Annotated in this window: 11 protein-coding genes; 6 read left to right on the top strand and 5 right to left on the bottom strand. The window is 73.8% G+C overall.

Annotated elements, in window-relative coordinates:
* The first annotated feature begins 84 nt into the window (after nucleotides 1-84).
* Together AB5J87_RS20015 and AB5J87_RS20010 are read left to right on the top strand one after the other, a co-directional pair.
* Nucleotides 85-666 carry a sigma-70 family RNA polymerase sigma factor gene (locus tag AB5J87_RS20015; RefSeq protein WP_369378234.1) on the top strand — a complete coding sequence of 194 codons (582 nt, stop codon included), beginning with the start codon at nucleotides 85-87 and terminating at the stop codon, nucleotides 664-666.
* Entirely contained in the window at nucleotides 663-1,916 is a 1,254-nt protein-coding gene (locus AB5J87_RS20010) for a zf-HC2 domain-containing protein (RefSeq protein ID WP_369378232.1), read from the top strand. Before AB5J87_RS20015 ends, AB5J87_RS20010 begins: the two co-directional genes overlap by 4 nt.
* 97 nt (nucleotides 1,917-2,013) lie before the next feature.
* Here the strand turns inward: AB5J87_RS20010 and purU are convergent, their stop codons facing one another.
* Entirely contained in the window at nucleotides 2,014-2,865 is an 852-nt protein-coding gene (purU, locus tag AB5J87_RS20005) for a formyltetrahydrofolate deformylase (protein ID WP_369378230.1), read from the bottom strand.
* Between the two features lie 88 nt (nucleotides 2,866-2,953).
* Nucleotides 2,954-3,400 carry a hypothetical protein gene (locus AB5J87_RS20000; protein ID WP_369383593.1) on the bottom strand — a complete coding sequence of 149 codons (447 nt, stop codon included), beginning with the start codon at nucleotides 3,398-3,400 and terminating at the stop codon, nucleotides 2,954-2,956.
* Between the two features lie 184 nt (nucleotides 3,401-3,584).
* Here AB5J87_RS20000 and AB5J87_RS19995 point away from each other — a divergent pair, with 184 nt between their 5' ends.
* Entirely contained in the window at nucleotides 3,585-4,922 is a 1,338-nt protein-coding gene (locus AB5J87_RS19995) for an ABC transporter substrate-binding protein (protein ID WP_369378228.1), read from the top strand.
* Nucleotides 4,923-4,964: 42 nt separating this feature from the next.
* Here the strand turns inward: AB5J87_RS19995 and AB5J87_RS19990 are convergent, their stop codons facing one another.
* Nucleotides 4,965-6,392 carry a hypothetical protein gene (locus tag AB5J87_RS19990; RefSeq protein ID WP_369378226.1) on the bottom strand — a complete coding sequence of 476 codons (1,428 nt, stop codon included), beginning with the start codon at nucleotides 6,390-6,392 and terminating at the stop codon, nucleotides 4,965-4,967.
* A gap of 587 nt (nucleotides 6,393-6,979) precedes the next feature.
* Entirely contained in the window at nucleotides 6,980-8,362 is a 1,383-nt protein-coding gene (locus AB5J87_RS19985; protein WP_369378224.1) for a transcriptional regulator, read from the bottom strand.
* 277 nt (nucleotides 8,363-8,639) lie between these two features.
* Here AB5J87_RS19985 and AB5J87_RS19980 point away from each other — a divergent pair, with 277 nt between their 5' ends.
* From AB5J87_RS19980 to AB5J87_RS19970, 3 genes are read left to right on the top strand one after another with little or no spacing between them, the layout of a single operon-like run.
* Nucleotides 8,640-9,317 (top strand): bifunctional DNA primase/polymerase, encoded by a 678-nt coding sequence (locus AB5J87_RS19980; RefSeq protein ID WP_369378223.1) that lies wholly within the window; start codon nucleotides 8,640-8,642, stop codon nucleotides 9,315-9,317.
* A gap of 55 nt (nucleotides 9,318-9,372) precedes the next feature.
* Entirely contained in the window at nucleotides 9,373-10,200 is an 828-nt protein-coding gene (locus tag AB5J87_RS19975; RefSeq protein WP_369378222.1) for an ABC transporter ATP-binding protein, read from the top strand.
* A complete protein-coding gene (locus AB5J87_RS19970) occupies nucleotides 10,197-11,825 on the top strand; it encodes a transporter (RefSeq protein WP_369378221.1) in 1,629 nt (542 codons plus the stop codon). The genes AB5J87_RS19975 and AB5J87_RS19970 overlap by 4 nt, the downstream gene beginning before the upstream one ends.
* A gap of 106 nt (nucleotides 11,826-11,931) precedes the next feature.
* Here AB5J87_RS19970 and AB5J87_RS19965 read toward each other — a convergent pair whose 3' ends face one another.
* Nucleotides 11,932-12,810 carry an alpha/beta fold hydrolase gene (locus tag AB5J87_RS19965; protein ID WP_369378220.1) on the bottom strand — a complete coding sequence of 293 codons (879 nt, stop codon included), beginning with the start codon at nucleotides 12,808-12,810 and terminating at the stop codon, nucleotides 11,932-11,934.
* Nucleotides 12,811-12,909 lie beyond the last annotated feature (99 nt).

The following is a 12,909-nucleotide window of genomic DNA, read 5'->3' as shown; positions in this document are numbered from 1 at the left end:
GGACACGAGTACACAGAGGTTCAGACAAAAGGCACAAATTCGTACACGGGGTACAGAGCGCAAGCACACGGTTTGGGGAGCCGCATGGCGAAGGACGCACCACCTCGCTGGGACCGGAGGATGCAGCAGCGACTCGCGCGCGGCGAGGCGGCGGCGCTCGGCGAGCTGTACGACAGATTCGCCTCCCTGGTCCACAGCCTGGCCCACCGGGTCCTGGGTGACGACTCCGCCGCCGACCAGATCACGCGCGAGGTGTTCGGATACGTGTGGGAGAACCCCGACGCCTACGACCCCAAGCAGGGCTCCATGCGCTCCTGGGTCGCCAAGCTCACCCAGCGCCAGGCCGTACTGCGGCTGCGCCAGGCCGAGGCCGCGCAGTACGCGGAGCACGGCGGCGGCTCCACCGAGGAACTGGAGGCGAAGGTGCGGCGGGCCACCGCGGCCGCCCGCGCCGACTACATCGTCACCTCCATGCCCGCACCCCTGCGCCAGGCCCTGGAGCTGGCCTACCACCAGCGCCGCGACTACCGGCAGGCCGCCGCCGACCTCGCCATCAGCGAGGACGAGGCCCGGCGCAGACTGCGCCTGGGACTCCAGCTGCTGGCCACCGCCAACACCCGCCCGGCCGAGGGCTCCTCGCCGCCCGGTTACGGACGTGCCCGGTGAGCGGGCCCGCCGAGCAGGACCCGGCCCTGCCGGACGACGAGAACGGCACCCCGCGCATACCGCCCCCGCGCCGGGCGGCCGACGACATCGAGGAGCTCCCGGCCGCCGTGCCCGGACAGCGTGAACCCCGGCCCCCGCGCCCCGAACCCGTGGAGCGCACGCACGCCGTGCTGAAGTCGCTGCTCGGCGCGTGGGCGCTGACCGCGTGCTCGGCCGAGGAGACCGAGGCGGTCGAGGCGCACCTCACCGAGTGCGCGCCCTGCGCGGAAGAAGCGTTGCGGCTGCGGGACGCGGTGGCGCTGCTGCACACCGACCGCAGCCTCGACCTGGACCCGCTGCTGCGCTCCCGGGTGCTGGAGAACTGTCTGGGCAGGCGCCCCGCCCGCATCCCGGTACCGGCCTGGGCCACGCCCTACGACGCCGAGACCGCCCGCCTGGACGCGCTGCTCAACGACTTCGGCGACGCGGAGTGGCACGCGCCGGTGCGGCTGAAGTGGTTCGAGGACGAGCGCCAGGTGAGCCGCCGCACCACGGTGGCCGGGGTGATCGGCCATCTGCTGGCGGTGGACGGGCTGGTCGCCACCGCCCTCGGCCTGGACGACCCGAGCGGCGACGGCCGCCCGGCGGGCCCGACCGCGCGGACCGAGGCGCTGTGGACCTCCACCCGCTATCCGCTGACGCGGGCGGTGCGCGAACCGTGGCGCGAGCAGAGCCACTCACTGATCCGCACGGTGTCGTTCGCGGGCCGCGGGGTCGCCGAACTCGACGTGTCGTACGGGGAGTTCGCGCTGCCGCTGCGCGACGCGCTGCTCGACCGGGCCTTCGAGTGCTGGATCCACGCGGGCGACATCGCGGACGCGGTGGACTATCCGTACGACCCGCCGTCCGGCGCCCATCTGCACAAGATGATCGACCTCGCGGCCCGGATCCTCCCGGACGCGCTGGCCGCCCGGCGCCGTGCGGGCCTCGCGCCGCCCGCGCGCGGCCTGGTCACGGCGGGCGCGCCGGGCCGTTCGCTGCGGCTGGAGATCGAGGGCGTGGGCGGCGGCGACTGGTACATCGCGCTGGACTCCCCGGCCGCCGTCGGCTCCCCGGACCACCAGGTGGCCCACATCGCCCTGGACGGGGTGGAGTTCTGCCGCCTGGCGGCCGGGCACATCCCGCCGGAGGACACGGCGGCGGGCCGCATCGGCGACCGGGAGGCGGTCCGCGACGTCCTCTTCGCGGCGGCGTCGCTGAGCAGACTGTGATCCGCGCGGCCGGCTCGGCCCTGAGCCAGGAGCCGGGCTGAGGGCTCAGGGCTGAGGGCTCAGGGCTGAGGGCTCAGGGCTGAGGAGGGCTCAGGGCTCAGGCGAAGACGACCGTGCGGCGGCCGTTGAGCAGGATCCGGTGCTCGGCGTGCCACTTCACCGCGCGCGCCAGCGCCTGGCACTCCACGTCCCGGCCGACCGCGACCAGCTGGTCCGGGGTGACCTGGTGGCCGACGCGCTCGACCTCCTGCTCGATGATCGGGCCCTCGTCGAGGTCCGCCGTCACGTAGTGGGCGGTGGCGCCGATCAGCTTCACCCCGCGCGTGTGGGCCTGGTGGTACGGCTTGGCGCCCTTGAAGCTCGGCAGGAACGAGTGGTGGATGTTGATGATCCGCCCGCTCAGCTCCTTGCAGAGGTCGTCGGAGAGCACCTGCATGTAGCGGGCGAGCACGACGAGCTCGACGCCCTCGGCCCGGACCAGGTCGAGCAGCTCGGCCTCGGCCGCCGCCTTGGTGTCCTTGGTGACGGGGATGTGCCGGAAGGGGATCCCGTACGACCCGACGAGCTCGGCGAAGTCCGTGTGGTTGGAGACGACGGCCGCGATCTCCACCGGCAGCGCGCCGATCTTGGAGCGGAACAGCAGGTCGTTGAGGCAGTGGCCGAACTTGGAGACCATCAGCACGATCCGCATGCGCTCGTCGGCGCGGTGGATCTGCCAGTCCATCTGGTACGAGTCGCCGACGGCGGCGAAGCTGGCGCGCAGCTTGTCCACGGTCACCGGGGCCTCGGCCGAGAAGTGGACGCGCATGAAGAAGAGGCCGGAGTCACGGTCTCCGAACTGCTGACTGTCCTCGATGTTGCAGCCGGTGATGAAGAGATAGCTCGACACGGCGTGCACGATGCCCTGTTTGTCCGGGCAGGAGAGCGTGAGGACGTACTGGTCAGTCATCCAGGCAGGATGCCACAAGCGGCCGGTCCCGCCGGTCACCGCTCAGGATGCGGACCACGGCGTGGACCGCCCCACGGCCGCGCGGCGCCTAGGCGGCGCGGGTCAGGATGCGCAGGACTTCGAGGGAGCGCGGCTGTGCGTCCGGGTCGTCCGCGTCGGCGGTCGCGAGCCGTACGTGCGCCTCGCGCGCCGCCCGGACCGCCTCGGGCCAGCCGTGGTGGTCCAGGAAGGCCGATATCGGGGCGTCCGCGCCCACCTGGTGCATGATCCGCAGCACCCGCAGCACCGCCACGTCCACCAGGGCGGCCTCGCCGGAGTCGCGGAAGACCGTGCCGACGTACTTCTCGGCCGACCAGTTGTCCAGCCAGGTGTCCTCCACCAGCCGGTAGACCGCGTCGGTGATGTCCCCGTACCCCTCCCGTCCCGCCAGCCACACCTCGTGGTGGAAGGTCTCGTCGGAGAGCATGTGCAGCGCGGACCGCACGTTCGCGCGCCAGCGCCACCAAGGCATGTCATTCAACGGCATGCCGCCCATGGTGGAGGAGCGACGGCCGCGACGGGAAGAGCTGGCTGAACCTTGCTGCACGCATTCGATCGTACGTTCCCCCTCCGGGCACCGGTCCCGGGCCCCCTGCCCTGCCGGTAATTCACCTGGACGTCACCCACTGTTGGTACCCGCTCACCGGCGCGTTACCCGTGGGGCGGAATTGTGCAGGGACATGACCGGATGGCGTAGCTCCTCCTCCTCCCGCCCCTTCCACTCCGCGACGGCCGCACTGGTCGCCGCGTGCACGGCGGTCGGAGCCTCGCTGGTCTCCGGCTGCGGCGCGGTCCCTGGAGTCGCGGGGGGCTCCAGGGAGCCCGTCACCGTGATGACCTGGGCCCCCGAGGGCACCCGCTCGACCAACATGCCCGGAATGCCGTCGATGACCGAGGCGTACGCGCGCTGGGTCAACTCCCACGGCGGCATCGACGGCCACAAGCTCCAGGTCCTCACCTGCAACGAGCACAACACCGCCACCGGCGCCGCCGAGTGCGCCCGGCGCGCGGTGAAGGAGAACGCGGTCGCCGTGATCGGCTCGTACAGCCAGTACGGCCGCGCCTTCATGGCCCCCCTGGAAGCCGCCGGGATCCCGTACATAGGCGGGTACGGAGTCGCCGACGAGGAGTTCACCAGCGCCCTCTCCTACCCCGTCAACGGCGGCCAGGCCACGCTCCTCGCGGGCACCGGCAAGCAGCTCGCCGTGTGGTGCGAGCGGGTCTCGCTGGTCCGCCCCGACACCGTCTCCGGCGACAACCTGCCCGTCCTGCTCAACTCCGGCCTCACCGCCGGGCACCGCAAGCCCACCGTCGACATCCGCACCACCGACGACGCCGGCGACTACACCCCGCAGGCGCAGGCCGCGCTCGTCGGGGCCGGGGCGGGACCGGACGAGCCCGGCCGGATCGGCCGGAAGGCGGCGGCCGACCGGGCCCGCAAGGGGTGCGTCACGGCGGTGCTGGGCGACCGCACCGAGACGTTCTTCGACTCGTTCCGGCGCGTGGAGAGCGACGGCCAGAAGGTGCAGATCGCCTCGGTGATCGGCTCGGTCGGCCAGCCGCTGGTCAACCGCACCGGCGGCGCGGACGGCCCGTTCGAGGGCGCGTACATCACCGGCTGGTACCCGGAGGCGACCGATCCGCACTGGGGGCCGATGCGCGAGGTCATCCGGGAACAGGCGTTCCGGGACGACACCATCGACGCGGCGGACCCGGGGGTGCAGACGACCTGGATCGCCTGCACCGTCCTGAAGAAGGTCGTCGAGTCGCTCCACCAGGACAAGATCGCCCCGCACGACCTGGTGCGCGCGCTGAACAAGGGGCTCACCGTGGACACCGGCGGGCTCACCCCCGCGCTGCGCTGGAAGTTCGACGACATGCTGGCCGCGCCCGACTTCCCCCGGATCGTCAACCGGGACGTGACCTTCCAGGTCGTCAAGGACGGCCGGCTGACCTCGGCCAAGCCCGGCTTCACCGATGTGAGCTCCACGATGGAGGACGCCTCGGCGCTGGGCTGAGGCTCCTGGGCCGAGGTCCCGCCCCGGGTCCCCCGCCGCCGCTCAGAGCTGGGCGGCCGAGCGCTTGGTCAGGCCGTACTTGCCGGCGACGGCGTTCCACAGCCCGGCCGCGTGCTGCTTGGCGAGCGTCGCCTCGCCGCTGGAGCGGTCGCCCTGGGCGGCCTCCGGCGTACGGCGGGCGTGGCCGTGCTTGCAGCCCTTGCCCTTGCCGGACTGGTCGGCCCAGGTGGCGTAGTGGTTGTCGGCGGCGGCCGACGCCTGCCACGCCTTGGTGAGTTCGGCCGTCAGCTTCGCGTGGTCGGGCAGCTTGTCCACGGCGACCTTCTGCAGCCGGGTGACCAGCTCGCCGCGCTGGCGGGCGGCGTCGCGCAGGGTCGAGGCGGCGGCGTCCAGCTTGTCGCAGCCCCGGATGTCGGCGACCGCGCCGATCACCGCGTCCCGGCTGTTGTTGCTGTCCGCGAGCAGCTTGTCGAGCTCGACGGCCTGCGCCTTCGCCGGGTCGTCGGCGGGCTTGGCGTCCCCGCCGCCGGTGGTCGGACTGGTGGCGGCGATGGGCGCGTTGTCGTCCTTCTTCGCCCCGCCGCCGTCCCCGCCGCCCTGGCTGATCAGATACCCGGCCCCGAGCCCGACGACGGCGAGGGCGACCCCGACGCCCGCGATGAGGCCGAGGCGGGAGCGGCGGGGCGGCTCGTCGTCGTACGAGTCGTACGCCTGCGGGCCCGCCGGGGGCGGGGGCGTCTGGTACTGCTGCGGGGCCTGCGGGGGCGCCTGCACCTGGACCTGTACGGAAGGGGTCTGCGTGAAGCGCGGCAACTGGCTGGACTCCGCGCCCCGTTGGGCGCCCGCCCCTCCGTCGGTGCGGAAGAGGCTGTCGAACTCGGCGGGCGGCTGCCGCTCCTCGGGGCCGCCCGGGCGTATGCCGTACGGGACGTCCTGCGGGGCGGCGGCCGGGGCGGGGTCCGCCGGGACGGGCGGCAGGTACCGGGTGGCCTCGGCCCCGTGCGTCTCCGGCGGCAGCGCGCCCGGCGGGGCCGCGGGCACGGGGGCGATGAACTGGGTGGCGTCCGAGGCGCCCGGCACGGGGGCGATGAACTGCGTCGCGTCCGAGGCGCCGGGGACGGGCGCGAGGTACTGCGTGGCCTCCGAGCCGGTCACCGGGGCGATGAACCGCGTGGCCTCACCCGCGCCCGGCGGGAGCGGGGCCGACGTCAGGTACTGCGTCTCCTCGGCGCCCGGGCCCGCCGGGACGGGGGCGATGTACTGCGTCGCCTCCCCGCTCTCGGCCGGCAGCGGCTGCGCCCAGCCCTGCTGCTCCGGCCCCCACGGCTGCCCCCAGGGCGCGGCGCCCGAGGGGGCGGCGGCGGGGGCGGGGGGCCAGGGGGTGGATCCGTCGGCGGGCAGCACGACGCCCTCGTGTGCGGGCCGTACAGCGGGCAGCTGCGGCTCGTCACCCTGTCGGCTCTGCGTCACCGGGACTCCTACACGTGGGACTACGGAATCCCCGCCACGCTACCGGTTACTCCCCCCGCACTGCCACGCCCCCCAACCCCCACGAACCCCGGCCCCACAAGGCACCACGCCCTGCCCACCACGCCCCGCAGAGGGCCGGGGGCTTGTCAGGGGCGCGAGGAACGCCGCGAGCAACCCACCCCAACCGGCCCATGGACGGGGCTTGTCAGGAGGCGCGGGGAACAGCGCGAGCAACCCACCCCAACCCGCAGCCGAACGAGGGTTTCCAGGGGCGCGAGGACCAGCGCGAGAAGCGACCACCGGCCCAAAAAGGGGCGCGAGGAACGGCGCGACCAGCCCCCACCAACCCGCAGCCGAACACCGGCCTGAAAAGGGGCGCGGGGAACGGCGCGAGCAGCCACCACAACCCGCAGCCAAAGCACCGGCCCAAAAAGGGGCGCGAGGAACGGCGCGACCAGCCCCCACCAACCCGCAGCCAAAGCACCGGCCCAAAAAGGGGCGCGAGGAACGGCGCGAGCAACCCGCCACAACCCGCGGGCGGGCGACGGCCCGGGCCCGAGGGGGGCCCGGGGAACACCCCGGGGGGTCTAGGCCGCCTGGACCTCCAGCCTCGCGCCGAATTCCCGCACCGCCGGCTCCTCCGCATACGGCTCCAACCGCTGCTGGAGATCGTCGAGATAGTCCGCCCCCCGATTGGTGCGGAGGGTCGCGAGGAGGTCCACCGCCCGCGCCCCCGTCGCGCACGCCTCCTCCACCTCCCGCTGCTGCACCTGCGCCGTCGCCAGCAGGATCAGCCCGATGGCCCGGCGCCGCGCCCGCGACTCGGGGTGCCCCGCCAGGGACTCCTCGGCGCGCCGGGCCGCCGCCTCGGGCTGCCCCAGGTCCCGGTGGCAGTGGGCGAGTTCGTCGGCGAGGTAGGCGTGGTCGAAGTGGGCGATCCACGACGGGTCGTCGCCGGACTCGGCCGACGCCGCCTCCATCGCGGCCAGCGCCCGCCCCGCCACGGTCTGGCAGGTGCGCGCGTCACCGAGCAGCGCGTGCCCGCGCGCCTCGGCGGCGAAGAACATCGCCTCGGCCCGGGGCGTGACCCGCCCGCGCGCGCCTTCCTGCGCGGCCCGGGCGAGTTGGGCGATCTCGCGCGGGTTGCCGAGCTGGGCGGCGAGGTGGCTCATGGAGGCGGCCAGCACGTACCCGCCGTACCCCCGGTCGCCCGCCGCCTGGGCGAGCCGCAGCGCCTGGATGTAGTAGCGCTGGGCGAGCCCGGGCTGGCCGGTGTCGACGGCCATGTAGCCCGCGAGTTCGGTCAGCCGCGCCACCGCCGCGAACAGCTGGCGGCCGACGGTCTCCCGGTAGGACCCGGCGAGCAGCCCGGACACCACGCTGTTGAGGTAGTGGACGACGACCGGCCGTACGTGCCCGGACCCGAACCGGTGGTCGAGTTCGACCAGCGCCTGGGTCATGGCCCGGACCGCGTCGACGTCCGCGACCCCGACCCGCTGCCCCGCGTTCCGCGCGACCTGCGCGTCCGCGCCGGTGATCAGCCAGTCGCGGCTCGGCTCGACGAGCGCGGAGGCGGCGACGGTGGAGCCGGTCAGGAAGTCCCGCCGCCCGACGTCGCTGCGCCACAGCTCGCAGACCTGCTCGATGGCGCCGAGCACGGTGGGCGAGAACTGGAGCCCCACCCCCGACGCCAGGTTCTTGCCGTTGGCCATGCCGATCTCGTCGATCGTCACGGTGCGCCCGAGCTTGCGGCCCAGCGCCTCCGCGATGATGCCCGGCGCCCGGCCCCGGGGCTGCTGGCCCCGCAGCCAGCGCGCCACCGACGTCTTGTCGTATCGAAGATCCAGTCCGCGCTCCGCGCCGACCATGTTGACGCGCCGGGCGAGTCCCGCGTTGGAGCACCCGGCTTCCTGGATGAGCGCTTGCAGCCGTTCATTGGGCTGGCGCGCGACTAGAGGCCTGGCTGCCATGTGAACCCCCTGATGGCGGCAGTCGATCACTCCTGTGATCACTGCCCTGCGAAAAGGCAGAGAATGCGGAAGAAGCGGAGGAAAGCGCAGGAAGCTGTGACGACCGCTGGATTGCCCCCTTCTCCATAGCCCCCCGCTTGTGGCTACCCGCAACGAGAGGCGCGACCGCACGCGCGCCCCCGTCCATGCACCCATGCGCCCCGGATGCAGGATCGATGCTCCCGCGCCGCCCGGCGCGCGCCCGTAACCCGAGGTGGCGGCGGGAGTTGAGTTCTGCGTGGAAGAGACCATCACAGGCACGGAAGCCGCACAGATCCCCAAGCAGCGCGGCGACCAGCTCCTCGACAGCGCGGTGCGGTACGCGGAAGAGCGGCACTGGGACGTGTTCCCCGGTACTTGGCTGGAGGCGGCCGAGGGCGGGGAGCACTGCTCGTGCGGCAACACCGCCTGCCCGGCTCCGGGCGCGCACCCCTCCCGGCCGGACTGGGCGACCCAGGCCACGGGGAGCGCGGTCGCCGCGCGCCGTCTGTGGTCCAAGCAGCCCAAGGCTTCCATCCTGCTGCCCACGGGACGCACGTTCGACGCCATCGACGTCCCCGAGTCCGCCGGGTTCCTGGCGCTGGCCCGGATGGAGCGCATGGAGCTGACGCTCGGCCCGGTGACCTGCACCCCGGACCGCCGCATGCTGTTCTTCGTGCTGCCGGGCGCCGGCGCGAAGGTCCCCGACCTGGTGCGCAAACTCGGCTGGACGGCCGCGTCCATCGACCTCATCACCCGCGGCGAGGGCGACTACGTGGCGGCGCCCCCCACCCGTATCGGCGGCCACGGCGCGGTGCAGTGGGCCTGCCGCCCCACCCCCGCCAACCGCTGGCTGCCGGACGCGGAAGAGCTGATCAGCCCGCTGGCGTACGCCTGCGGACGCGAGGCGGCGGCTGCCCGGGCACGCCGCTCGTAGTCTGGTCCCATGACGTACGTACGGACGTACGGACGGGGACGAAAGGCACAGCACCATGCCCGACCAGACAGTCGACGGCGGTTCGCGGACCGGGAGCGGGGAGGCGGGCGGGCCGCCCGCGGTCCGGGTCAGCGATCTGTGGAAGCGCTTCGGCGACCAGATCGCGGTCGCCGGGATCGACCTGGAGCTTCCGGCGGGCAAGTTCATCGGCCTGGTGGGGCCGAACGGCGCGGGCAAGACCACCACCTTGTCGATGGTGACCGGTCTGCTCCGCCCCGACCGGGGCACGGTCGAGATCGGCGGCCACGACGTGTGGCGCGACCCGGTCGCCGTGAAGTCCCGGATCGGCGTGCTGCCGGAGGGACTGCGGCTCTTCGAGCGCCTCTCGGGCCGCGAACTGCTGGCGTACACCGGGCGGCTGCGCGGACTGCCCGGCGCCGAGGTCGACAAGCGGGCCACCCAGCTGCTCGACGTCCTGGACCTGGCGGGCGCCCAGCACAAGCTCGTCGTGGACTACTCGACGGGCATGCGCAAGAAGATCGGGCTCGCCGCTGCGCTGCTGCACAACCCCGAAGTGCTCTTCCTCGACGAGCCGTTCGAGGGCGTCGACCCGGTGTCGGCGGCGACGATCCGCCGCGTCCTGGAGCGCTACACCGCCTCCGGCGCCACCGTCGTCTTCTCCAGCCATGTGATGGAGCTGGTGGAGTCGCTGTGCGACTGGGTCGCGGTGATGGCCGCCGGGCGCATCCGCGCCCAGGGCACGCTCGCGGAGGTGCGGGGCGGCGCGGACTCGCTGCAGAGCGCCTTCCTCGAACTCGTGGGCGCCCACGGCCGTGACACCGGCGAGGCGCTGGACTGGCTAGGCGGCGGTGCGGCCCGATGAGCACCACCTACGACGCCCCCGCGGGGCGGACCGCCCCCGGTCCGCCCTCGCTGACCCCCGTCTTCGTCCGGCTGAAGCTCTCGCTGCTCCGGAACGGGCTGCGGCAGTCCGGCGGCCGGCGGGCCGCCTACATCACCTCGGCCGTGCTCGCCCTGCTGTTCGCCGCGCTCCAGCTGCTCGGCCTGATCGCGCTGCGCGGGGACGCGCACGCGGGCACGGTGACCGTGCTGCTCACCGCCGTACTGGCGCTCGCCTGGGCGGTGATGCCGCTCTTCTTCCCCAGCGGCGACGAGACGCTCGACCCGACCCGGCTGGTGATGCTGCCGCTGCGCCCGCGCTCGCTGATCGTGGCGCTGCTGGCGGCCTCGCTGGTGGGCATCGGGCCGCTCTTCACGCTCTGCCTGGTGCTGGGTTCGGCGATCGCGGTCGCCGGGAGCTGGGCGGCGGGCGCGGTCGCGGCGGTCGCGGTGCCGCTGACGGTCCTGGTGTGCGTGGCGCTGGCGCGGGCGGTCGCGGCGGCCAACACCCGGCTGCTGACCTCCCGCAAGGGCCGCGATCTGGCGGTGCTGAGCGGTCTGGTGATCGCCGTCGGCTTCCAGGTGGTGAACTTCGGGGCGCAGCGCATCGGCGACTCCGGCGGCCTGTCCACGCTGGACCCGGCCGCGGACGTGGTGCGCTGGCTGCCGCCGGCGGCAGCGATCGGCGCGGTCGACTCGGCGGCCGACGGCGCGTACGGGCGGGCGGTGCTCCAGCTGCTGCTCACCGCCGCCGCCCTGGCCGCCCTGCTGTACGGCTGGCAGCGCTCGCTCACCCGGCTGATGACGAGCCCGGACGGCTCGACCGTGCGGCCCGCCGACACCGGCCGCGAGAAGTCCGGGGCGGGCCTGGCCGGGCTGCTGCCCGAGGGGCGCACCGGCACGGTGATGCTGCGCACCCTGCGGTACGCCTGGCGCGATCCCAAGACCAAGACGGCGTGGATCACTTCGCTGGCCATCGGTCTGATCGTGCCGCTGTTCAACGCCCTCCAGGGGCACGGCACGGTGTACTTCGCCTCGTTCGGCGCGTTCATGCTGGGCGCCCAGATGTACAACCAGTTCGGCCAGGACACCTCGGCGTTCTGGATGGTCGTCCAGACGATCTCCTCGTCCCGGGACGCCTATCTGGAGCTGCGCGCGCGGGCGTTGGCGATCCTGCTGGTGACCCTGCCGTACACGGTCCTGGTCGCGGTGGTCACCGCCGGGGCGATCGGCGACTGGGCGGCGCTGCCCGAGGCGCTGGGGCTCTCGCTGGGGCTGCTGGGCGCGATGCTGGCGACGGGCGCGGTCGCCTCGGCGGTGTTCGCGTACTCGATCCCGCAGGACAGCCGCAAGAACGTGGCGCCGGGCCAGGGCGGCATCGCGTTCCTGGCGATCACCGGCGGCATGCTGACCAGCGGGCTGCTCTGCGCGCCGCTGATCGCGCTGGTGATCTGGCTGCACGTGGCCGGCCACCACGACTCGCTTTGGCTGGTGCTGCCCGCGGGCGTGGTGTACGGGGCGCTCGTGGCGTACGCCGGGCTGCGCGCCGCGGCCCCGCGCACCGCCAGGCGGCTGCCGGAGATCCTGACGGCGGTCAGCCGGGGCTGAGCCGCTCCGCCGGGAGTCCTTACGGGTTCGCGGGCGCCACTCGCACGGGTGGCGCCCGCGGTCGCGTCCGGGCGGGGCGGGGCGACGGACGCGCCCGGCTCGCCGTTCAGGAGGACGGGACCGGCTCGTCGGCCGTCTCGCGCAGGAAGGGCTCGACCACGGCCCGCCAGCCCTCCGGCTGGTCGTAGTGGACCAGGTGCCCGGCGTCGGCCACCTCCGCGTACCTCCCCCGGGGCAGGACGCGGACCATCTCCTGGGCCTCGGCGCGGCCCAGCTCGCCGTCCAGGCCGCGCACCACCAGGGCCGGGCAGCGGACCTGGGCCAGCTCCTCCCAGTGCGCGTCGTAGACCCAGGTCTCGCGGGAGCGGAGCATCTGGCGGCGGGAGAAGACCGGGCGCCAGCCGTCGGCGCGCTCGGCCATCACCTCGGCGAAGAACTCGCCGCGCGCGGGGCTGGGCCGCTCCACCCAGGGGTCGTCCTCGCCGAACCACTTCCGTACGTCCGCGAGCGTCGCGAACGGCACCGGCCAGGACTTGAACCAGTCCTCCCACTCGCGCTGCGAGGCCGTGCCGAGCGCGGAGGCCCGCATGTCGCAGACGACCAGGGCGCGCACCAGGTCGGGGCGGCCGGCGGCGAGCTGCCAGGCGGTGAGGGCGCCCATGGAGTGGCCGATCAGGGTGACCGGGGCGAGGCCGAGCTGCTCGATGGCCGCCGCCGCGTCCGCCACGTACGCCTCGCGGGTGTACGGGCCTTCGGCGGGCTTCTCGCTGCGGCCGTGGCCGCGCTGGTCGAGGGCGACCGCCCGGTGCTTCTCGGCCAGCCAGCGGGCGGTGGACGCCCAGTGCGCGGCGCGGCCCATCAGGCCGTGGAGCAGGAGCACCCCCGGCGCGGGGTCGGCCGAGCGGCGGCCCTTGGGCGGGTCGGCGAACTCCCAGGCGGCGAGGCGCACGCCCTCGTGTCCCGTCACGTCGCTGCGTCGCACCATGTGTCCTGGCACCCCCTTCGGCTCCGAAGCTCTGAGGTCAGTTCACGGCAGGGTATCGAACCTCTATTCGAAAACTCGCGTCTCTCGCGCAACACCCCT

This window comes from Streptomyces sp. cg36 (assembly GCF_041080675.1).
Classification (GTDB): domain Bacteria; phylum Actinomycetota; class Actinomycetes; order Streptomycetales; family Streptomycetaceae; genus Streptomyces.
Note: the sequence above shows the minus strand (reverse complement) of the source record. Positions and strands in the feature narration are given on the sequence as shown.